Origin of the sequence: Rossellomorea sp. YZS02 (genome assembly GCF_033963925.1) — a bacterium.
Taxonomy (GTDB): Bacteria; Bacillota; Bacilli; order Bacillales; family Bacillaceae_B; genus Rossellomorea.
Genome location: NZ_JAXBLY010000003.1, coordinates 53959 through 74787, shown reverse-complemented (window position 1 = coordinate 74787; position 20829 = coordinate 53959). Strand labels below are relative to the sequence as shown.

General features: G+C 45.8%; 20 protein-coding genes. 16 read left to right on the top strand and 4 right to left on the bottom strand.

Translation table 11 applies throughout. From position 1 onward, the window contains the following. Nucleotides 1-45: 45 nt before the first annotated feature. A complete protein-coding gene (locus SLH55_RS04470) occupies nucleotides 46-1230 on the bottom strand; it encodes an MFS transporter (protein WP_320322796.1) in 1185 nt (394 codons plus the stop codon). A gap of 129 nt (nucleotides 1231-1359) precedes the next feature. On the opposite strand from SLH55_RS04470, the gene SLH55_RS04465 reads away from it, so the two are divergent. Beyond that, the gene (locus tag SLH55_RS04465; protein WP_320322795.1) at nucleotides 1360-1743 is read left to right on the top strand and encodes an OsmC family protein; all 384 of its coding nucleotides are present in this window, start codon (nucleotides 1360-1362) and stop codon (nucleotides 1741-1743) included. Nucleotides 1744-1984: 241 nt separating this feature from the next. Here SLH55_RS04465 and SLH55_RS04460 read toward each other — a convergent pair whose 3' ends face one another. After that, on the bottom strand, nucleotides 1985-2398 hold the full coding sequence (locus SLH55_RS04460; protein ID WP_320322794.1) for a pyridoxamine 5'-phosphate oxidase family protein: 414 nt from the start codon (nucleotides 2396-2398) through the stop codon (nucleotides 1985-1987). 87 nt (nucleotides 2399-2485) lie between these two features. Here SLH55_RS04460 and cax point away from each other — a divergent pair, with 87 nt between their 5' ends. The 4 genes from cax (at nucleotide 2486) to SLH55_RS04440 (ending at nucleotide 7565) form a co-directional block, all read left to right on the top strand. Then, complete coding sequence (gene cax, locus SLH55_RS04455) at nucleotides 2486-3544, top strand: calcium/proton exchanger (protein ID WP_320322793.1); 1059 nt, start codon at nucleotides 2486-2488, stop codon at nucleotides 3542-3544. 133 nt (nucleotides 3545-3677) lie between these two features. After that, nucleotides 3678-6203 (top strand): hypothetical protein, encoded by a 2526-nt coding sequence (locus SLH55_RS04450; protein ID WP_320322792.1) that lies wholly within the window; start codon nucleotides 3678-3680, stop codon nucleotides 6201-6203. A 234-nt stretch (nucleotides 6204-6437) separates the two neighbouring features. Next, nucleotides 6438-7286, top strand: coding sequence for a YfkD family protein (locus SLH55_RS04445; protein ID WP_320322791.1), 849 nt, complete (start codon nucleotides 6438-6440; stop codon nucleotides 7284-7286). 105 nt (nucleotides 7287-7391) lie between these two features. Then, on the top strand, nucleotides 7392-7565 hold the full coding sequence (locus tag SLH55_RS04440) for a hypothetical protein (protein ID WP_219167654.1): 174 nt from the start codon (nucleotides 7392-7394) through the stop codon (nucleotides 7563-7565). A gap of 250 nt (nucleotides 7566-7815) precedes the next feature. On the opposite strand, the gene yfkAB is transcribed toward SLH55_RS04440, so the two are convergent. Then, the gene (gene yfkAB, locus SLH55_RS04435; protein ID WP_226671889.1) at nucleotides 7816-8946 is read right to left on the bottom strand and encodes a radical SAM/CxCxxxxC motif protein YfkAB; all 1131 of its coding nucleotides are present in this window, start codon (nucleotides 8944-8946) and stop codon (nucleotides 7816-7818) included. A 115-nt stretch (nucleotides 8947-9061) separates the two neighbouring features. Here yfkAB and SLH55_RS04430 point away from each other — a divergent pair, with 115 nt between their 5' ends. The 10 genes from SLH55_RS04430 (at nucleotide 9062) to SLH55_RS04385 (ending at nucleotide 17753) form a co-directional block, all read left to right on the top strand. Next, entirely contained in the window at nucleotides 9062-9244 is a 183-nt protein-coding gene (locus SLH55_RS04430; RefSeq protein ID WP_034761313.1) for an SE1561 family protein, read from the top strand. Between the two features lie 173 nt (nucleotides 9245-9417). Next, a complete protein-coding gene (locus SLH55_RS04425; protein ID WP_219167652.1) occupies nucleotides 9418-9864 on the top strand; it encodes a GNAT family N-acetyltransferase in 447 nt (148 codons plus the stop codon). Nucleotides 9865-9948: 84 nt separating this feature from the next. Beyond that, complete coding sequence (locus tag SLH55_RS04420) at nucleotides 9949-11505, top strand: fumarate hydratase (RefSeq protein WP_320322790.1); 1557 nt, start codon at nucleotides 9949-9951, stop codon at nucleotides 11503-11505. 133 nt (nucleotides 11506-11638) lie between these two features. Further along, the gene (locus tag SLH55_RS04415; RefSeq protein WP_219167650.1) at nucleotides 11639-12211 is read left to right on the top strand and encodes a DUF4825 domain-containing protein; all 573 of its coding nucleotides are present in this window, start codon (nucleotides 11639-11641) and stop codon (nucleotides 12209-12211) included. Nucleotides 12212-12404: 193 nt separating this feature from the next. Next, nucleotides 12405-13178 (top strand): delta-lactam-biosynthetic de-N-acetylase, encoded by a 774-nt coding sequence (pdaA, locus tag SLH55_RS04410; protein WP_219167649.1) that lies wholly within the window; start codon nucleotides 12405-12407, stop codon nucleotides 13176-13178. 167 nt (nucleotides 13179-13345) lie between these two features. Further along, nucleotides 13346-14215 carry a DNA-3-methyladenine glycosylase gene (locus SLH55_RS04405; RefSeq protein WP_320322789.1) on the top strand — a complete coding sequence of 290 codons (870 nt, stop codon included), beginning with the start codon at nucleotides 13346-13348 and terminating at the stop codon, nucleotides 14213-14215. A 15-nt stretch (nucleotides 14216-14230) separates the two neighbouring features. Beyond that, a complete protein-coding gene (gene rlmD / locus SLH55_RS04400; RefSeq protein ID WP_320322788.1) occupies nucleotides 14231-15631 on the top strand; it encodes a 23S rRNA (uracil(1939)-C(5))-methyltransferase RlmD in 1401 nt (466 codons plus the stop codon). Nucleotides 15632-15816: 185 nt separating this feature from the next. Continuing rightward, nucleotides 15817-16938, top strand: coding sequence for an NADH-dependent flavin oxidoreductase (locus SLH55_RS04395; RefSeq protein ID WP_320322787.1), 1122 nt, complete (start codon nucleotides 15817-15819; stop codon nucleotides 16936-16938). A 185-nt stretch (nucleotides 16939-17123) separates the two neighbouring features. After that, nucleotides 17124-17318 carry a helix-turn-helix transcriptional regulator gene (locus SLH55_RS04390; RefSeq protein ID WP_219167645.1) on the top strand — a complete coding sequence of 65 codons (195 nt, stop codon included), beginning with the start codon at nucleotides 17124-17126 and terminating at the stop codon, nucleotides 17316-17318. Between the two features lie 3 nt (nucleotides 17319-17321). After that, on the top strand, nucleotides 17322-17753 hold the full coding sequence (locus SLH55_RS04385) for a hypothetical protein (protein ID WP_219167644.1): 432 nt from the start codon (nucleotides 17322-17324) through the stop codon (nucleotides 17751-17753). A 194-nt stretch (nucleotides 17754-17947) separates the two neighbouring features. Here SLH55_RS04385 and SLH55_RS04380 read toward each other — a convergent pair whose 3' ends face one another. Further along, nucleotides 17948-18721 (bottom strand): TerC family protein, encoded by a 774-nt coding sequence (locus SLH55_RS04380; protein WP_219167643.1) that lies wholly within the window; start codon nucleotides 18719-18721, stop codon nucleotides 17948-17950. A 363-nt stretch (nucleotides 18722-19084) separates the two neighbouring features. On the opposite strand from SLH55_RS04380, the gene abc-f reads away from it, so the two are divergent. Next, a complete protein-coding gene (abc-f, locus tag SLH55_RS04375) occupies nucleotides 19085-20716 on the top strand; it encodes a ribosomal protection-like ABC-F family protein (RefSeq protein WP_219167642.1) in 1632 nt (543 codons plus the stop codon). Nucleotides 20717-20829: the final 113 nt, after the last annotated feature.

Here is a 20829-nt window from a genome sequence, read left to right as displayed (position 1 = left end):
AATCTAATCCTACCACAAGTATATGAGGATGGAAAGCATTTTGTGCTAGTTATTCTGGGTTATTTCTCCATGCCGATTTTGAAAAGAAAAGAGTAGAAGGCTCACAAAAATCATCAGCATCATGCCGGCGATCAAATAGAAGAAGCTTGATCCCTTTAGCCAATCAATGGTGATTCCGCCGATGAATGGGCCGATCATGCTGCCGAAGCTGAAGAAGATTCCGCACATGATGTTTCCCGCTGGCAGTAATTCCTTGGGAAGGAGATCTGTCATATAGCTGATGCCGAGGGAAAACGTCGAACCCACGGCCATCCCTGCAAGAGTAAAGCAAATGAATAGGCCGAGTGTGGATTGGGATACGATGCCGGCAGCCGAGAAACACAGGAATCCGATCATCATGACGATGAGGAGGACATTTTGTCTACCATATTTGTCGCTCAAGATCCCAAGGGGGACCTGTGAGATGATGCTTCCCACTGCAAATGCAGGAAGGAGGATCGCCACGGCTTCAATGGAAAGACCGTTTCGCAGGGCGAAAACAGGAAAGTTCCCGTTCAGGGAGGCTTCCAGGAATCCATATCCGAGAGGTGGCAACAAGGCGACCCATGCATATTTGAGAACCTTTCCGAAACGCTGGAATGATCCGAGGAACGAGGCACTCCCGATGTTCTGCTGCTCCGGGTGTTCATTCTGTAATTTAAAGACAAACATCCAAACTGTTAAGCTTAATAAGGAAGAAATGATGAACGGCAATGCCTGATGGATCGTGATGAGCTGGGTCATCATCGGTCCGACGGCGAATCCGATTCCAAAGGAAACTCCGTAAATGGATATGTTCCGTCCGCGATGCTCTTTCGGTGAAAACGACGTGATCCACGTCTGGGTAGAGAAATGGAGCATGTGATCACCGATTCCGATCAGAAGGCGGAGGATGAACCAGAACCAGAAGGACTTCCACACCGGGAATAATAAGAGTGATACTGCGACGACAATCCCGCCGATGATGATCATCGGTTTATAGCCGATTTTCTGCAGGGGGCGTTCCATTAAAGGAGAAGCCAGCAGAATTCCGATGTAAAGGGCTGTTGCGTTTAATCCGTTCAGGGAGGAGGACAGGCCGTCCTGCTCAAATATGATGGCGATGAGGGGAAGGAGCATTCCTTGTGAAAAACCGGAAATGGCAACGATCCCGACAAGGACCTTGAAACGGAAGGATAATGTTTGATTCATTTGTCAGAACTCCCAATCGTAGTAAATGTCTTCTTTGATGGTACCCTCAATTGCAATGTTTGGCAATACGGGATGAATAGAGTAAAATCAAAACATCTACTAACATATATAGGAAGGAATGAAGAAGAAATGGAATATAAAATGCAAGAAGGCGGATTTTACACAGATTTAGGGTTTGGAAAACTGGAGGTATCGGGTAACGAAGAATATGGATTCCGCCCGTTCCAGCTGCTCGTATCATCCGTTGCCGTTTGCAGTGGGGGCGTATTGCGTAAAGTACTGGAAAAGATGCGCATTCAATTCGACGACATCCACATCAAAGCCGACGTCACCCGCAACGAAGACGAAGCCAACCGCGTCGAAGCCATCTCCCTCCACTTCACCATCAGAGGGACGGACCTTGACGAAGCAAAGATCGAAAAGGCCATGAAGCTTACAAGGAAGAACTGCTCCATGGTGCAATCGGTACAGGACAGCATTAAGATTGAGGAAACGTTTGAATTGGTGGGATAAAAAGTTTGGAGGGACGGACCTCCATCCGCTGATGGTTACGTGAGGATGATCATTGTGTGGAGGTCCGTCCCTAATGAATGAGGGATTCGGGTGAAGTGAGTCAATAGACGAGGGACGGACCTCGGAATAGATAGAAACCTTAGTAGGTCTCTACCGATGCGAAGGTCCGTCCCTCGAAATGACAACGACCCTATCCTAACTCTTCTTGGTAGAGGTCCGTCCCTCTTCAGAATGAACTCCTCTACAGTTCCTGAGGTTCGCTGCCAGGTTTTTCGTAGTAGAGGATGGTTTTGGGGGTGAGTTTGAGGAGCAGGTATTCGGGATCGTCGGGGCTTGCGATCCAGTGCTTGAGTTTTTCGTTCCAGAATTTTGCTTTCAGGTCCGTGGATTCTTCGACCGACGCCTCTGCCTCGATTTCTACATAATGTTCATGATTAGAGTCACGGTCATACCCGAGAAGGATATGCACATAAGGATTCTGTGCGATGTCTTCGGCCTTATGGGCATGTTCGTTAGTTGCCGTGTAGAGAGTAAGATCGTCATGATCGAACATCATAAACCGAGAGTACGGTTTGTTGTCACGGATGGTGGCAAGGGTGCCGATTTTATGATGGGAAAACAGTTCTACTATTTTATCTTTCAAGGATTGTGCCATGAATATTCCTCCAAAATGGGTTCTATCTTTAATGTGTCTAATCAGGACTGTTTTAACCAAATTTCTGAAAAAGGATGGATCGTTAACGTGAATAAAGTATTTACTCTGCTCGTATTCGCAGGTGTCCCGGTTTCGGTGATCGGTTCCTTGCTTCATTGGCCAAGTGTCATCATGTTTGTTGTCTACTGCGTCACCATCATTGCACTGGCAGCCTTCATGGGAAGGGCAACGGAAAGCTTGGCTGTTGTATCGGGTCCCCGCATCGGCGGACTCTTAAATGCCACTTTCGGTAATGCTGTTGAATTGATCATTTCCATCTTTGCGCTGAAAGCTGGTTTGATCGGGGTCGTATTGGCTTCCCTGACAGGATCCGTTCTCGGGAATCTTCTTCTGGTCGCCGGCCTTTCCTTCTTCGTCGGAGGAGTCAAATTCAAGCGCCAGAAATTCAACGTGTTTGACGCCCGTCATAATTCAGGGCTTCTCATGTTCGCCATCATTGTGGCATTCGTCATTCCTGAAGTGTTCTCCATGGATATGAATGAAGGAAGGACGATGAGCCTTTCCATCGGGATCTCGGTCATTTTGATCCTCCTTTACCTATTCGCTCTTTTCTTCAAACTTGTCACTCACCGCGGAGTGTATCAGAGCGAGGGGGGAGAAGGTGCTCACGATCACGACGAAGAACCGGAGTGGAGCAAGGGGAAGGCGTTACTCATCCTCGCTGTATCTACTCTTGCAGTGGCATATGTTTCTGAACGACTTGTCCATACCTTCGAAGAAGTAGGGGAAGCTTTCGGTTGGAGCGAACTCTTCATCGGGATTATCATCGTCGCCATTGTAGGAAATGCGGCTGAGCATGCTTCAGCGGTCATTATGGCGTATAAAAATAAGATGGATGTCGCAGTGGAAATTGCCGTCGGCTCCACCTTGCAGGTCGCGATGTTTGTAGCACCTGTACTGGTCCTGGTTTCGTTATTTTTCGAAAAAAGCATGTCACTCGTATTTACTTTACCGGAACTCGTGGCCATGGTATCCGCAGTCTTACTGACGGTGATCATTTCCAATGATGGGGAAACCAACTGGTTTGAAGGGTTGACCCTGCTTGCAGCTTACTTCATCATGGGGATCGGTTTTTATTTACTGTAATCTAATAAAGCCTCGGCAGTTTCCCTGCCGGGGCTTTTTCTATTGCAAAGAACAAGGAAATCATTTTGTGAGAACCGCCTACTCATTTCTGAATAAGATACCAAGAGAGTTTCTGTGCAAAGGAATGAGTAGCATGAAAAAAAAGAAAAAACCGACGAACGGTAAAGTCATCGATTGCAAAATTGATTTACCGCCTAGAGGATGTCAAGGGATCTTTCCCTTTAAAGGGTGTAAAAATCCAACCATACAATTAGACGATATCGGTATCATCAGCTGTAAAGGCATCATCAGCGGAAGAGTATTGTGTGATTTTCAGCCCCTTCAAGGTGTGACGGTCACTTTGACATCTTCGCGTATGGATCTTCTGGACTTTGATGATCCGACACCGGTCACCGACAGCACGGGGCGTTTTTCGACGAAGGTGACCGTGGCACCAGGGACGCCGATTACACCGAATGTCATCGTTACGGCAACGGCTGTCGTCATCGGAAAGACTATCAGTGATTCCATTTCTGTAAGAGTGGACTGTATCAAATGTAAAGATCCTGACCTCTCGCTAGATCCCATTCCTTGTCCTGTCGGCTGTAAGGGAACAAAGATCAAGGGAAGGCTATTGTGCGATGGGCTTGCAATCGGAAATGCAGCCATCACCTTCATCATCGAATCCGAATCCAACCGGGTCGTCATCACTCCCAATCCTGCCATTACACAGAGTGATGGAAGATACACGGCGACTCTGGTCCCGTTTCCTGATGTAAATGAAACCATTCGCATTACGGCTGTGACAAAAATTGGAGGGAAAAAGGTGTGCTCGGAAACGAGGGAGGTGGTAGTACGCTGTGTGAAATGTAAGAATCCATCCATCAAGCTAAAGAAGCTGAAAAAAATCGACTGCCAGGCAACCGTATCAGGCAAAGTCACCTGTGATGGTGTTCCTCAGGCTAATATTCCGGTCACATTGACGGGTTCATCCATTCTGAAGTTCCAGACTCCGGAACCAATAACGGATGAAGACGGAAGATTTTCTTCTGTTGTCACTGTGAAAAAAGGAACACCGTTTCAAACGGCGTCCTATACAGCAACAGCAGAAATTGATGGCAAAACCATCAGTGACAGTGATACCGTAATAGCAGGTTGTAAAAAGTGCCGAAAGACAAAGTTAACGCTTGAAGTTCCGTGTGATACTGTCACCTGTGAAGGAGCGAAACTGTTCGGAAGGCTGACATGCGATGGCAAACCCATTCAGCGTGCCAGAATATTATTTACCGTCATCTCCTCGACACCTGATGGAGTGGAGGTGGATCCTAATCCGGCATTCACCGATGAAGATGGAAGATATGTCACCATGATCAGGCCGCGACTCGGATTCCAGGAAACCATTTTATTCAAAGCAAAAGCAACGGTTGAAGGGGAGCAGGTTGTAGCGTCTGGAGAGGTCATCATTGATTGTCGCTGTAAACATCCGAAGATTCATATCCAGAAAATAAAAAAACTTAACTGTAAAGGAATCATTGCAGGTTATCTCTCATGTGAAGGATTTCCACTGGCGAATCAGCAAGTCACTCTTTCAAGCCCAGTGATAACGTTCAAACCTGCAATCGTGGTCACAGATGAAACCGGCGAATTCTCAACCATTGCTTTCGTTCCACCGAATACACCATTTAGGGAGGTGCCATTTACAGCAACAGCCACGGTAGATGGAATAGCGGTTTCTGAAATGGTGTTCGTTCGTGCCGGTTGTCTCACTTGTGAAAAACCGAAGCTGACCCTCTGCGTACCGGACTGCATCGAATGCTGTGGTGCGCCTATTACGGGGAATTTCACTTGTGATGGAAAGCCGGTTGCCGGTGTAGATATCAAGCTGAAGATTACACCAGATGTGGGTACCATAACCCCCGATAGCTTGAAAACAAATGATAATGGAGAGTATGAAGCAAGGCTGATCCCTGATTCACATGTATCCAAAGAAGCCGAGGTTCGGGCAACGGCTGAAATCAAAGGGGTGGAAATGGCAGCTGAAACGAAAAAGGTCAGAATTCGTTGCACATGTCAGCACCCGAAAATCAAACTCGATAATATAGACAGTATTGATTGCTGCGGAAAAGTGAAGGGGGAAGTGTTGTGTGACGGTATACCCCTTGCCGATTTAGAAGTCATCTTAAACAGCCCCATTCTTCAATTTTCGGATAGGATTGTCACAACAGATGGAAACGGTAGGTTTTCCAGTGAAGCTTCAGTCCCTTCGGGTACCATTTTTCAAGACATCCCACTTTTCGCGAGTGCTTCAGTGGAAGGCAGGATGATTACAGATAGAGCTTTTGCCTGGGCCGGATGCGATATATGCAGGAAACCGGAATTGACCCTGTGCGCTCCTGATATGGTGGACTGCGATGGAGCATGTATAACGGGGAAAGTAATATGCGATGAGTCTCCCCTTGAAAATGTAGAGGTATTCTTTGAAGTGTTGGAAGAACAGTTGAAGCGTATCATCAAGCCAAATCCAACTATGACAAAAGAAGACGGGGGATATTCAACAGACATAAACCCTAAGCACGGAATGAATGAAAGTATCACCGTCAGAGCATTCATCTTATGGGAAGGAAAGAAGATCGTTTCAAAGCCATATTGCATCGATCTTCATTGTTCATGTGACGACTAAAAAAGCAGTGAAATCCGTCAAAGGATTTCACTGCTTTTTTTAGGGAATGTAGGAATGATTGAAAACGTCAGTATGCTTTGTAGGAGAAGCCTAACGTTTTCTCTTCATAAATTAGTATAAAATAAAATTAGAATTTTGTAAATATTCTTTCAAATAAAGTTTTTTGGATAAGGCGAGGCTTCTAGGAAAAACTAACGGCAAACCCTTAAGCTAAGATTGAAAGGAGTCAAATTAATGAAAATAATGCGCACTGTTCTTATGGTCATTCTCGCATTTTTTGTTGCAACAACAGGCATACATGCTGAAAGCAGTCCTAAAAAGTCAAATGAAAAACCAAAAGCAGCGGAGAAAGCTCCCAAGGCAAAGGAAGATACCAGCGTAAAAATCCCTAATTCTGTTTTAAATATCGCCAAGGAAAATACGTACCCGAACTCCACTCAGGATCAGCCGTATCTTCAACCAAGCGAATGGAGTCAGGAACTGATCGAAACCTCCAATGTGAGAATCGAAAATCCGAACCTGATCCGCATGCTGAATGAGTCCACGGTCAATAAAGCACCGACAATCGGACTTCGTGCCACTATTTATCTAGGGGAATGGCCCCTGAACTATGCATCAACGGAAACCTCCCCGAACTGGGAATACCAGAAGGTCAATACCAATTACTTCGATAACCGCGGAGGAAAAAACAATTACCAGATACACTACGTCCAAGAAGCACAGAAAGTCGTGAAGGGTGGATTGACAGCGAAAGTACCCCATGCTGATGATGTGGAAAAAATGATGCTCATCAAAGCCATGGATAAATCCAAGCTTCCACTTGCATTCCAGACAATAGTAGGTGCGGGGACGAAGAAGGACCAGGTGTATAACATCTCACCTAAACGACTTGGTTACCTGTATGCATACGCACCTGCCATCAACGAAAAAGGAAAAGTGACATATGGGGAAGTGTACCTCGTCATGAAAGGAACCAAACGCTCCATCGTCGTAAAAAACGTTACGTCACAAGGAGTCGGAGCGTGGATTCCGGTTCAGGATCACGTCCATTTCGGCTTCATGGCAAGCGAAACACCAAGATAAATGTTTAAAGAAGAGTGAAATCGGGTAAATCCTTATTTCACTCTTTTATTATTTACTTTAATATGTTATAATAATTAGAATATTCTGAATTGAAGGAGAGGTACAATGGATTATTTACTTATTTTTGGAGGTCTATTAATTGCTTTCATCACATTACGCGTATGGTTCGGTGCAAGAAGAGCTAAGATCTATGCAGAAATCAAAAAACAAAAATACAACGTCATGGATCCGGCACTTGATAAAATCACCACCAACAACGACCGCGAACCCATTGGATAAAAAACACTTCGGATGAAGATCCGTAGTGTTTTTTTTTGAGAAGAAGAAGTTGAGGGGCGGACCTTGCTTTTTGGTGGGGAAACGTTGTTATATAAGGGTTTTGGGGTTGGTTTTGAGGGACGGACCTTAAGTGGAGGAATTGGGATATTCCAATGTGGCACGTGTTTGGTTATTAGTGGTACGAGTTTACCTTTAGTGTGGTACCAAAGGAAAAACCCAAATCCACAACAGATTTGGGCTTCGATCTTCATTATGAACGGGAAATCTTCGCTTCACGCTTCGAAAAGTCCACATCCTGATAATACATCGACTTAACAAGCACGTTCGGTCCAAGGCAGCGGGCCATTGGACAATGGCAGTTCAGTTCTTTCGCGAGTGGCTGCTCTTTCCACTTTTCAAAAATGTCCGGAAGTGTATCGTTCGTGATATTTCCGAGAGGAGGGGTGTCACCGAAGTCCGTGACGATGACGTCTCCTGTAAAGATGTTCACGTTCAGACGGGAACGGCCGTCCGGGTCATTTCGGACGCTCACCTTTTTTGCCGAGTAAAGTTCCTTCAGAAGGTCCAAATCTTCTTGTGAAGAACTGCAAGGGTAGAAAGGCAGAGTTCCGAACAGCATCCACACATTCTCATCACGGAATGCGAGAATATCCCGGATGGCGTCCCGAGTTTCTTCTAATGAAAGAGTCTCAAGGCTCGAAGCAAAGTCGGATGGATACATCGGATGAATTTCGTGACGACCACATTTCATCTCATCGACTACCTGCCGGTGGATTTTTTCCAGGTAAGGCAGAGTGTTTTTATTTAACATGGTTTCCGCCGAAACGAGTACTCCATGTTCAGATAGTGCACGGCTGTTTTCAATCATGCGGTCAAACAATTTCCGGCGCTGCTCCCTGGTTGGTTTCCGCTCCATATTGGCAAATCCGACATCGATGAATTCATCGATCGTTCCCCAATTATGTGAGATGTGCAGGACATCGAGGTACGGTGCTATCATTAAATAGCGATCAAGATCCAGTGTCAGATTCGAGTTAATTTGGGTATGTACGCCTCTGGAATGTGCATACTTGAGTAGAGGTAACACATAATTTTCTACGGATTTCTTGGACATCATCGGCTCCCCACCGGTAATACTAAGGGAACGTAGAGTCTTGATATCATCAAGTTTTCCGAGAATCAGTTCGATGGGCAGTGCGCTCGGGTCCTTCGGTGAAAGGGTGTAACCGACGGCACAGTGCTCACATCTCATGTTACAGAGCGTCGTGGTGGTGAATTCGATATTGGAAAGCGTGATATCACCGTGCTCATCCACATCTAAATAAGCCTCCCAAGGATCATGGTCGATGGACATTTTCTTGGAGAGAGTATCAGTTTTCATTCGTAAAAGCTCCTTTATGATTAGGTCATCTATCCATTATTGAGAAAGGGTCAGCCCTTGTCAATCGGAAAGTTATTGGTTACCATAGTAAACGTACTGAAAGGAGAGAGAACTCTTGGGTAAAGCTATCAATGATAAAGACTCACAAGTAAGTTATTTAAAACAGCGCCTGAACCTGTTCGTCGACGTTCTGGACTCGATCGACCCTGAACAAGCGGACATTGACGATATCGATCGCCTGATCGCCATGATCGATGATATAGAAGTAAAATGCGAGCAATTTAAGAAGAGTGAGTAAGAGTCCTTCGTGGGGCTCTTATTTTTTTGAGGGACGGACCTTGGTGGTGATAAAGTCCTCACAAAGGTCGATACTCCCATCTTCCATCCCTAAGACAAGAATGCATAAGCAGGATTTCTCCCCCAATATGTCTAACTTTAATACAACACTATCTATTAAAGGAGCGACACCCCATGATCATCACACCCATCGAAAAACACCAAAGCGAGCAGGCGAAAAATGTGATACTATCCGGATTCCTCGAACGGTTCGGATTCATCGATCATAGCCTGAATCCCGATATTCATGATATTTCACTTGAGTATGACGGCAATGAGCATCATTTTTTTGTAGGAAGAGAGAAGGACGAAATTATTTGTACCGGCGCGATCAGAAGAGAGTCCGAACACACCTATCAAATCGTCCGGATGTCCGTGCTTTCTCCCTACAGGAAATGCGGACTCGGCCGCATCATGCTTCAACATCTAGAAGAAAAAGCATACTCCCTCGGCGCACGCAGGCTCATCCTTGAAACGAACAAGCGGTGGGCGGACGCGATCCGTTTTTATCAAAATAACGGGTTTACTTATATGGAAGAAGACGAGGTTTCATGTTATTTCGAGAAGGAAATTCCATTGTGAAATCCCTTTCAATCTCATTCTTATAGGAGTATAATGATGTATGAAAATTACGACTGTTATTGAGATCTTTAGAGGGGGAGAACGATGAATAAAGAGACTTTACAGCAAAGTATGTATGACTTAATTGTGGAAACATCCACGAACCTGCCAAAGGATGTACGACGTGCGATCCGATCGGCGAAAGCCCGTGAAAACGCAGGAACCCGTGCAGCGATGAGTCTGGACACCATTTCAAACAACGTAAAGATGGCGGATGACAATGTATCCCCGATCTGTCAGGATACAGGTCTTCCTACATTTAAAATAAAAACACCGGTCGGCGTGAATCAGCTTGAGATCAAAGAAGCGATCTACGCGGCCATGGTACAGGCAACGAAGGATGGAAAGCTTCGTCCAAACTCTGTAGATTCTTTGACGGGTGCTAACTCAGGGGACAATCTTGGCCTTGGGACGCCTGTCATCAAGTTCGAGCAGTGGGAAAAGGATTATATCGACGCTCGCCTGATTTTAAAAGGAGGCGGTTGTGAAAATAAAAACATCCAGTACAGCCTTCCATGTGAGCTTGAAGGACTTGGCCGCGCCGGACGTGACCTCGATGGAATCCGTAAATGCGTGATGCATTCGGTGTATCAGGCTCAGGGTCAAGGCTGCAGCGCAGGATTCATCGGTGTCGGAATCGGTGGGGATCGTTCTTCCGGTTATGATCTTGCCAAAGAACAATTATTCCGTTCCGTGGATGATGTGAATCCGAATGAAGATCTTCGTAAACTGGAAGAGTATGTGATGGACAATGCCAACGAGCTTGGAATCGGCACGATGGGATTCGGCGGGGAAACGACGCTTCTTGGTTGTAAAGTGGGAGTCATGAATCGTATCCCTGCAAGCTTCTTCGTTTCCGTTGCGTATAACTGCTGGGCATTCCGCCGTTTAGGTGTGAAGCTTGATGCGGCAACAGGTGGAGTTGAAGAGTGGTTCTATCAGGAAGGCGAAAAAATCGACCTTACTCAAGGGTCGGAAGCGGAGCTTGAAACGGCGGCGGCATCTTCAGATGAACAGCCGAATGTGGTGGTCCTTGAAGCGCCGATTACGGAAGAAAAAATCCGTGAACTGAAAGTGGGGGACGTCGTTCACATCAACGGCCGCATGTACACAGGGCGTGACGCAATCCACAAACATCTTAGCGAAAACGATGCACCGGTTGATCTGGACGGACAAATCATCTACCATTGCGGACCGGTCATGCTGAAGGACGATGAGGGCAATTGGCACGTGAAAGCGGCTGGCCCGACAACATCGATTCGTGAGGAGCCTTATCAAGGGGATATCATGAAGCGTTTCGGTATCCGTGCCGTCATCGGAAAAGGCGGAATGGGACCGAAAACCCTTGCTGCCTTGAAAGATCATGGCGGAGTGTACTTAAATGCCATCGGTGGAGCGGCTCAGTATTATGCTGATTGTATCAAAGGAGTAGACGGAGTGGATCTGATGCAATTCGGTATTCCTGAAGCAATGTGGCATCTGACTGTGGAAGGTTTCACAGCGGTTGTGACGATGGATTCACATGGTAACAGCCTTCATGAAGAAGTTGATAAATCTTCGTTGGAAAAACTGGCTCAGTTTAAGGAGAAAGTTTTTAACTAAGTTGAAAGTACCACCTCGTACAGGCTGCGGGGTGGTTTTTCTTATGGGTAATTATGTTAATATAAGTGAAGAAATGAAACTTGAAAGAACGTTCATACGTATAACATACAAATAGAAGAGCTGGAGGATTAGTATGATATTTAATAAACTATTCGGCATGTTGATTCTTACCTTGATGATTCTGTTGACCGGGTGTGCCGCGAATCCTGAAAAAGATGCGGATATCACCTCCATTGAAGATGTAAATCTGGATACTTTAAAAGAAAATAGCGGAACCTATGTGGGAGATAACTCTAAAGTTCAGGCAATCCTGCAAGAGCTGCCCGGAGGCGAAACAATCAAGGAAATCGATCTTTCCGGTGAAATGGTGAAGGTGACATACGGCTATGAGAAAGAAAGTAAGCTATCAGAAAGCGATGTGAATGAGTACTGGTTCGACGGCACCAACGTCAACCGGAAAAATTTCTACTACAACGCCATTTATCTGACACTACTCGTTCCCAATGCGAAAGAATATCACTTCACCGTCGATGAATCCATGGTATCGGTTTCCAGGGACAAAATGGTCGCCGGCCTATCCAAACAATTCAACGACTTCCCAAAAGGGGAAAACATCTGGGACAAAAAAGCCGTCGCCACCTTCATTGACGAACATGAAGGCAAACTGACCGAAATGGCGACGAAATATCAGACGTTTTTTGAATAGAGGGACGGACCTTTGGTTTGGGGAAGTGGCTGCAACGATTGTTAGAAGTGCTGCAACAAAAATGCATAATATTCCTCTGTCCCGATTACAAGCATAATCAGCGCATGAACCCATTTATGGATACTATTAGTACACATGAATCCTTCCACTTCTCAAAAACTAAGGGAAACGGAAGTGAAAGAAGGGTTCAACCATGCGAAAATCACTAAAAGTGTTGATAATAGCGGCAATCTTAGTATTGCTCATACCGGCCGAGGCTTATGCAGTATCCAATAATCCAATCGGCTGGGGATTCAAAAAGAGTCAAAATGAAGAGCAGCCGGAAGCGGGAGCTGCCTATGATCAGCTTCTTGAGAAGTACGATGCCTTCTATAAAGGTTCACCAGATAAAAAAGTACTCTACGTTACATTTGATAACGGGTATGAAAATGGCTACACAGAAAAGATCCTCAATGTATTAAAGCAGGAAAAAGTACCAGCCACGTTCTTCGTGACCGGTCATTATCTACTAAGCGCCGAGGATCTCGTCAAGCGGATGGTGAAAGAGGGACATATCGTCGGAAACCACTCCTGGCATCACCCGGACTTCACGGCAAGCTCAGATCAAAAGATCAGGGAAGAGCTTGAAAAAGTGAAAGTGAAAACGAAAGAATTGACCGGGCAGAAGGAAATGAAGTATCTGCGTCCGCCAAGGGGCGTCTTCTCTGAACGCACGCTTCAAATTGCGAAGGAGGAAGGGTACACCCACGTATTTTGGTCACTGGCCTTCATCGACTGGAAGACCGACCAGCAAAGAGGATGGAAATACTCTTATGACAACATTATGGCCCAGGCCCATCCAGGTGCCATCATCCTCCTGCACTCCGTCTCCAAAGACAATGCAGACGCACTCGAAAAAGCGATACAGGACCTCAAAAAACGGGGCTACACATTCAAAAGCCTCGATGAGCATCCAATGATGAAATAAGAGGGACGGACCTGCATTCCTAGGACTTGGTCCTAGGAATTGAGGTCCGTCCCTAAAATATATTCTTTTCGATTGAGGGATGGATCATTTAAAGGTCCGTCCCTCTTCTGTTCAAGCTGCTATGTGCTATAATACACATACAAGTTTTGTGCGGGAGGTTGAGGAGTATGGCAGTTAGGAATGTTACGATTGAGGGTCCGTATGATTTTGACCGGGTATTGGAGCGGTTGGCACTGGATCCGTTGAATGCTGTGGATCAGGATGCCCGCAGTGTGAAGGTTCCTTATTATTGTCCAAGCGGGAATGGTGAAGTCATCCACGTGCAGGCGACAGGTTCGACAGATGAGCCTGAATTCAGCCTCACCTTTGAAAACGAAGAGAATCTGGATGAGAAGCAAAACCGCATTTCTGATATTTTCCAATGGCAGACTGGACTTCATGAGATGCATGAGCATTTCCTGCAAACAGACTTGAAGCCAATTTTTGAAGAGCATATCGGCACGCCGATCATCCTTGAGTTCGATCCCTTCGCCACCATCATCAAAAGCATCATCCATCAGCAGCTGAACCTGAAATTCGCCTTCACCCTGACCCATCGTTTTGTCACGACATATGGCTGGGAAAAGAACGGAGTATGGTTCTACCCATCTCCGGAAAAAGTATCAGCACTCACAGTGGAGGAATTGCGGGAACTGCAGTTCAGTCAGCGGAAAGCGGAGTATGTGATCGGAGTCGGACAAAAGGTGTCGAGTGGAGAACTCGATTTAGCCAAGCTCTCCACGCAAACGGACGAAGAGGTCATCAAAGAGCTCACGAAAATTCGAGGAATCGGACCATGGACGGCCCAAAGCTTCCTGCTATTTGGACTCGGCAGGCCAAACCTTTTCCCGAAAGCGGATATCGGCATCCAAAACGCCATCAAGAAACTGTTTCAAATGGAACAGAAACCGACCATGGATGAGCTGGACGAATTCAGCACGGCCTGGCATCCTTATTTAAGCTATGCATCACTGTATTTATGGAGAAGTATCGAATAGAACGGACGTGAACCAATGAAAAAGCAATACGCAAAAAAGCCACAACACAATGAAGTCAAAATTGAGCTCAAACAGCAGTTTCCTCTGACCATAAAGAAAATCGGCATCAACGGGGAAGGAGTCGGTTTCTTCAAGCGGAAGATTGTCTTCGTACCGGGAGCCCTCACAGGGGAAGAAGTGGTCGTCGAAGTGACCAAGGTTCACCCGAAATTCACCGAAGCCCGCATCAAAAAGATCCGGAAGAAGTCACCAGAGCGCGTGAAAGCCCCATGTCCTGTGTACGAACAGTGTGGAGGCTGCCAGCTCCAGCACCTATCCTATGAAGGACAGCTTGACGCAAAGCGCGACATCCTTCTTCAATCCCTTGAGCGCCACACGAAGCTCAAGCTTGAAGACATGGACATCCGCCAAACGATCGGCATGGACAACCCGTGGCATTACCGGAACAAAAGCCAATTCCAGGTGGGTACTCAAAATGGTAAAGCCATCGCAGGCTTGTACAGCATGAATTCCAATAAGCTCATCGACATCGACGAATGTATCGTTCAACACCCGCTCACAAACAAAGTGACAACAGAGATCAAGCGGATCATCAACGATTTCAATATCCCGGTCTACGATGATAAAAAGAAAAAGCCGCTCCTTAAAACGATCGTCACACGTGTCGGGTTTGAAACAGGGGAAGTACAGGTTGTACTCGTCACATCTGAGAAAAAAATTCCCCGCAAGGAATTGCTGATCAATGAAATTCAGAAACGACTTCCGGAAGTCGTTTCCATTGCCCAAAACATTAATCCGAAGAAAACGGCTCTCGTATTCGGGGACGAAACGATCCACCTTTCGGGCAAGGAAAGCATTGAGGAACGTCTGGAAGAATTCACGTACGAGCTGTCAGCCCGCGCTTTCTTCCAGCTGAATCCGATCCAGACGAGTAAGCTGTATAACGAAGCGAAAAAAGCAGCGGCCCTCACTGGTGAAGAAAAAGTCGTTGATGCCTACTGCGGTGTCGGTACCATCGGTCTGTGGCTTGCTGACGGAGCGAAAGAAATCCGCGGCATGGACGTCATCAAGGAAGGGATCGATGACGCGAAGAAGAATGCAGAGAAATTCGGAGTCGAGCATGCTGAATACTTCGTAGGCGGTGCTGAAACCCTCATGCCGAAATGGAAAAATGAAGGCTGGCGTCCCGATGTCGTCGTGGTGGATCCGCCGAGGACGGGCTGCGACAACAAGCTTCTCGATACGTTGAAAGAAGTGAAACCGAAGACGTTCGTGTATGTATCGTGTAATCCATCGACACTCGCGAAGGATATCGATTATTTGAAGAAGCAGTACCGTGTCGAGTACTTGCAACCGGTAGATATGTTTCCGCAAACCGCACATGTTGAGGTTGTGGCGAAGCTGTTACTGAAATAAGAGGCAGTAAAAAAAATTTTCAACTGCTTGCTTAAAACCCAATGTTAAAGCAAAAAAGGGCATCCCTCATTCTTCTGGGGATGCCCTTTTTGAATCCTGTGGGCATATCCTCCAAGCAGATGTCTGTTCAAATACCATATCATCTATTAAGATGTCCCTTGAACAACCACAAGGAGGCAAAAATCATGAACAGCAAATACAAAGAGTTATTAACTCCCTATACATTCAAAAACGGCGTTGAATTAAAAAACCGCATCATCATGGCACCGATGACGAATTTCTCATCGGATGAGAAAGGCAATGTTACGGATGCAGAGGTTGCCTACTATGAAAGACGTTCAAAAGATGTCAGCATGGTCATCACGGCCTGCACATATGTTACGCCAGATGGAAAGGGATTCCCTGGTGAATTCGGCGGAGATACGGACGAAATGATCCCAAGCCTTGAACGTTTGGCCAAGGGAATCAAAGACCAGGGTGCAAAAGCAGTCCTCCAGATTTTCCACGGGGGTGTACAATGCCCGCCTGATCTTGTTCCTGACGGAGACGTTGTGAGCGCCAGTGACGTAATGGGTGAAAACGGCGAGAAGAAAGCCCGTGCCTTAACAGAAGCAGAGATCGAGAAAATCATCGAAGCGTTCGGTGAGACGACCCGCCGCGCGATTGAAGCAGGCTATGACGGAGTCGAAATCCATGGGGCGAATGGGTATCTGATTCATCAGTTCTTCTCCCCGATGACCAATCAGAGAGAAGACCGCTTTGGTGGCAGTCTTGAGAACCGTATGACGTTCCCGCTTGCCATCGTGGATAAGGTGAAGAGCGTAGTCGCGGAGCATGCCGATCCATCTTTCCTCGTTGGATACCGTTTCTCACCGGAGGAGCCTGAAGAGAATGGATTCACGATGGGAGATACCCTTACTCTCGTGGATGCCCTGGCAGACAAGGACCTTGATTATCTTCACGTATCTCTGTTCGAATTCTTTTCGAAGCCAAGAAAAGGCGTGGAGGATTTAGAGAAAGCGAGAATCGACTATCTACTCGAAACCATCGGTGACCGTACACCTCTGATCGGGGTAGGGTCCATCTATTCTGCCGGTGATGCCGTGAAAGCATTTGGTTCAGGTGTACCACTGCTCGCTCTCGGCCGCGAACTCATCATCGATCCTGATTGGCTGAAGAAGATCAAAGAAGGAAGAGAAGATGAGATCGTGACGAAGCTTGATAAAGGAAAGCAGGAAGAATTGGTCGTTCCAGATCCGTTATGGAATGCGATTATGAATGCACCAGGCTGGTTCCCTGGAGTATAAGATTTCGATTAAGAATATCCTTAGAAAGAAAATGGCGTGCCATCTGACACGTCATTTTCTTTTTTTTATTGAATTAATTGGTGGTAACTTAACAAAATCCGCACAAAACAGATTACAAAATGTCATTTATAATTGACATTTTGTAATCTATTTAATAGTATATATATGGAAGGAGATGAATTTCCTTGAAAAACAAACGGATGAAGATAGCCCGCGTTGAATCTGATGTATCTCAAGAACAATTGGCAAGGATTGTCGGAGTCACCAGGCAAACCATTAATTTAATCGAAGCAGGTAAATACAACCCTAGTCTCAAGCTATGTATTGACATTAGCAAAGCACTGAATAAGACGTTAAATGATTTATTCTGGGAGGAATGAAGAATGATTGCTGAAAAAATTGTAAAAGAAATAAAATTGACCATTCTCGTATCGCTGCTTGTCAGCATGGCCCTTCTAGTTACGTGGTTCATTTTTGAAATATCCCATATTCCATTCGCCACCAAATCCCTCTTAGCCCTATCCCTTATTTCTTCTAGCACAGCACTGGCTTCTTTCCTAAAACTATTGAAAATAAAAAAGGATCCTAATGTGATGGTGTCCGAGACGGATGAACGATTGGTAGCAGAGAAAAATGAAGCCGATTCGAAAGCCCTGAAATTACTTCAAGGTGTTTTGTTTTTATCGTATTTGGGATACACATTTATCATTCCAGAGGATATCTTCAAATCGACCGGGTGGTGGATATCGTTGGGGACACTGCTTTTATCCCTGTTCGCTCCATTGATGTTTCGACGTATCACGAAAGAAATGTAAGTGAATCAGATGTTATTCCTTATAGTCATGTGGAAGTAATGACATGAAGAGAGGTGGAGGTAAAAATGGCCAATGGAATGTTTTTACTCATTATTGTATTAACCACAGTCATTCTTATAAGAAGAAAAAAGAAATAGATCTTCAAAAAAATGGCATGGTCATATGACCACGCCATTTTCTCTTTCATTGCTTTTTTATTCCACATTTTGCTCAGAACCCTTATTACCGGGAGCAAACCAGCCCAACAAGGCAATCCCCACCAGTACTCCGTAGAAAATCAGGGTCCATACGGTACTATGCGGAAAATCATGATCTAGCACCCCGATATCCTCATGTGCAAGGGTAATGACGGCAAGCTTCACTCCGACCCAGGCAACAATGGCATAAGCTGTTGTTTCCAGTGCCGGCCGTTTTTCCAATAGTTGAACAAACCAGGTTGCCGCGTATTTGATCAGGATCAATCCTGCAATACCGCCAAGGACCACCACGATGAATTGTCCGCCATCCATGCCACCGAAGTCCCCAAGGGGAGAGTCAGGGAGGCCGAGGGCAAGGGCGACTGCTGCGAGGATCGAATCGATGGCAAACGCAAGGTCTGCCAGGGCAATCTTCCCAACCGTCGGCCAGAACCCTTTGCCGGCCGCGTCTTCTTCCGTTTCTTCCTGATTCTTTTCATTATCCTTCCCAAACTTCGCTTTGATGACATGTTTTAGACCCAGATAAAGCAGGTAAGCTGCTCCGATCGCCTGGATCTGCCAGACATTTGCGATGAACGAAATGGCAAATAGGGCCACAAATCGGAAGGCGAATGCCAAGAAAATCCCGTATTTTATCGCTCGTTTCTTTTCATCATCTGGTAAATGCTTCGCAATAACTGCGAGAACGAGGGCGTTATCTGCTGACAATAAGCCCTCGAGGCCGATCAAGATTAATAAAGTCCATCCATATTCTAACCAAATTGATTCCAAGTATATCGCTCCCATCAAAAATGCAAGCTAAAAAGTAGTCCTTAGCTTATCTTACCACTTATTTTCCATCTCATACGAATCAAAAAGGGCTTTCCACTTATATGACTTTCATGGTATAGTGAATTTACTAAATATGACAGGAGTGATGGGTGGACGATGAAGCACTAATCTTATTTTCGAGACGTTTGAAATTCCATATTTCAAATCAACCTAAATAGGATTAGTCTGCCCATTTTTATATGCGTTTTTTGCTATTGAACGATGAATAGCTTTCTTTGTGTACGTGACCGGTACGGCTAATCCTTCCAGAACCATTGGGAGGATTTTTTTGTTCTCCCTTTTTTGAAGAGAGGGGAAGATACTATGAGAGAAATGTTGAAATTATTGAATATACGGTATGAATTAATGGATCAAAATATATTTGAAAAGGTGAATGGCAGCGTGCAGGAGGGAGACGTCATCGGGGTCATCGGGAATAACGGTGCCGGAAAGTCGACCTTGCTGCAATTAATCGCTGGTGAACGGACACCAACGGAGGGACAGATCCAATGGCTTCACCCCGATGTGACGATCACCATGGTGGAGCAGGAAACCGAAACCCATTCCACTGAAGGAATGACCCCAACACATTCCGCCTTACTGGATAAATGGCACGTTCCAAACCATGAATTTCAGCAGCTGAGCGGTGGAGAAAAGCTGAAGGCGAGGCTCGCAAAAGGGTTCTCGCAAAAGTCTGATCTGCTATTACTGGATGAACCGACCAATCATCTGGATCAGCCCAGCCTGGCGTTTTTGACGAAGCAAATAAAAGAGTGTAAAGGAACCATCATTCTTGTGTCACATGACCGTTATTTCTTGGATGAAGCCGTGACAAAGATCTGGTCCATCGAAGGAAAGACGCTCATGGAGCATAAAGGAAATTATTCGAGCTACATGGAGGTACGGAAGCAGAAAAGGTTGACTCAACAGCGTGAGTATGAGAAACAGCAGAAAATGGTGGAGCGGATCGAGAATCAGATGAAGGAGCTCACTTCCTGGTCCGAAAAAGCCCATGCACAGTCGACGAAACAGGAAGGCTATAAAGAATACTACCGCGTCAAAGCAAAACGTACGGACAGCCAGGTCAAATCCAAGCAAAAGCGTCTGGAAAGAGAACTGGAAAAAACAAAAATAGAAGAAGTCGAAAAAGAGCATAGCGTCCGTTTCTCCATCCAATCGACTCACAGAACGGGGAAGCGATTAATAGAAGTAAAGGGACTGAAGAAATCATTTGAGGGACGGACCTTATTCGAAAACGCCAATTTTACGATCCAGCACGGAGAAAAGGTTGCGATCACAGGACCGAACGGGAGCGGGAAAACGACACTGCTGAAGATCTTCATGGGAATGGAATCGACAGACGGTGGCATATGGATGTCGCCGTCCGCAAATATCGGCTACCTGACACAGGAAGTATTCGACCTCCCTCTTGACGAGACGCCGGGAGAGCTCTTCCATAAAGAAACCTTTACTGAACGAGGTAAAGTCCAGACGCTGATGAAGCATCTTGGATTTCAGACATCTCATTGGCATTCCCCGATTCGAAACATGAGCATGGGTGAACGGGTGAAGATCAAGTTAATGAAATACATTCTCGAGGAAAAAGACGTCTTGATCCTCGATGAACCGACGAACCACCTGGATCTCGCTTCCCGGGAGCAGCTGGAGGAAACCCTGTCTGAGTACAATGGTACCCTGATCGTCGTCTCCCATGACCGATATTTTCTTGAGAAAACGACGGGAATCAAGCTTGTGATAAAGAACGGGGCCATCATGAAACAGCTGGATGAACCGCCAGTTGAACGGGATGACAAGGAAGAACGGCGCATGAAGCTCGAGACGGAAAGGCAGGAAGTGTTGGGGCATCTGAGTTTTATGCTGCCAGGAGATGCGGGGTATGCAGAACTCGACAAGAAGTTTATCGAATTAACAAAACAAATCAATGAACTGAAGTGATAAAAGGGACGATCCGATTCGAAATCGGATCGTCCCTCTTTTTATGATATACACCAAAAAAGTCCAGACAATACCAAAAGAGTGCTAGTGAAAGCGATTACAAACATTCTGAA

What these genes read in the sequence shown, in the direction of transcription:
- SLH55_RS04470 (WP_320322796.1), bottom strand. Translation starts at nt 1,230, where the DNA reads ATGAATCAAACATTATCCTTCCGTTTCAAGGTCCTTGTCGGGATCGTT.
- SLH55_RS04465 (WP_320322795.1), top strand. Translation starts at nt 1,360, where the DNA reads ATGGAATATAAAATGCAAGAAGGCGGATTTTACACAGATTTAGGGTTT.
- SLH55_RS04460 (WP_320322794.1), bottom strand. Translation starts at nt 2,398, where the DNA reads ATGGCACAATCCTTGAAAGATAAAATAGTAGAACTGTTTTCCCATCAT.
- SLH55_RS04450 (WP_320322792.1), top strand. Translation starts at nt 3,678, where the DNA reads ATGAAAAAAAAGAAAAAACCGACGAACGGTAAAGTCATCGATTGCAAA.
- SLH55_RS04445 (WP_320322791.1), top strand. Translation starts at nt 6,438, where the DNA reads ATGAAAATAATGCGCACTGTTCTTATGGTCATTCTCGCATTTTTTGTT.
- SLH55_RS04440 (WP_219167654.1), top strand. Translation starts at nt 7,392, where the DNA reads ATGGATTATTTACTTATTTTTGGAGGTCTATTAATTGCTTTCATCACA.
- yfkAB (WP_226671889.1), bottom strand. Translation starts at nt 8,946, where the DNA reads ATGAAAACTGATACTCTCTCCAAGAAAATGTCCATCGACCATGATCCT.
- SLH55_RS04425 (WP_219167652.1), top strand. Translation starts at nt 9,418, where the DNA reads ATGATCATCACACCCATCGAAAAACACCAAAGCGAGCAGGCGAAAAAT.
- SLH55_RS04420 (WP_320322790.1), top strand. Translation starts at nt 9,949, where the DNA reads ATGAATAAAGAGACTTTACAGCAAAGTATGTATGACTTAATTGTGGAA.
- SLH55_RS04415 (WP_219167650.1), top strand. Translation starts at nt 11,639, where the DNA reads ATGATATTTAATAAACTATTCGGCATGTTGATTCTTACCTTGATGATT.
- pdaA (WP_219167649.1), top strand. Translation starts at nt 12,405, where the DNA reads ATGCGAAAATCACTAAAAGTGTTGATAATAGCGGCAATCTTAGTATTG.
- SLH55_RS04405 (WP_320322789.1), top strand. Translation starts at nt 13,346, where the DNA reads ATGGCAGTTAGGAATGTTACGATTGAGGGTCCGTATGATTTTGACCGG.
- rlmD (WP_320322788.1), top strand. Translation starts at nt 14,231, where the DNA reads ATGAAAAAGCAATACGCAAAAAAGCCACAACACAATGAAGTCAAAATT.
- SLH55_RS04395 (WP_320322787.1), top strand. Translation starts at nt 15,817, where the DNA reads ATGAACAGCAAATACAAAGAGTTATTAACTCCCTATACATTCAAAAAC.
- SLH55_RS04385 (WP_219167644.1), top strand. Translation starts at nt 17,322, where the DNA reads ATGATTGCTGAAAAAATTGTAAAAGAAATAAAATTGACCATTCTCGTA.
- abc-f (WP_219167642.1), top strand. Translation starts at nt 19,085, where the DNA reads ATGAGAGAAATGTTGAAATTATTGAATATACGGTATGAATTAATGGAT.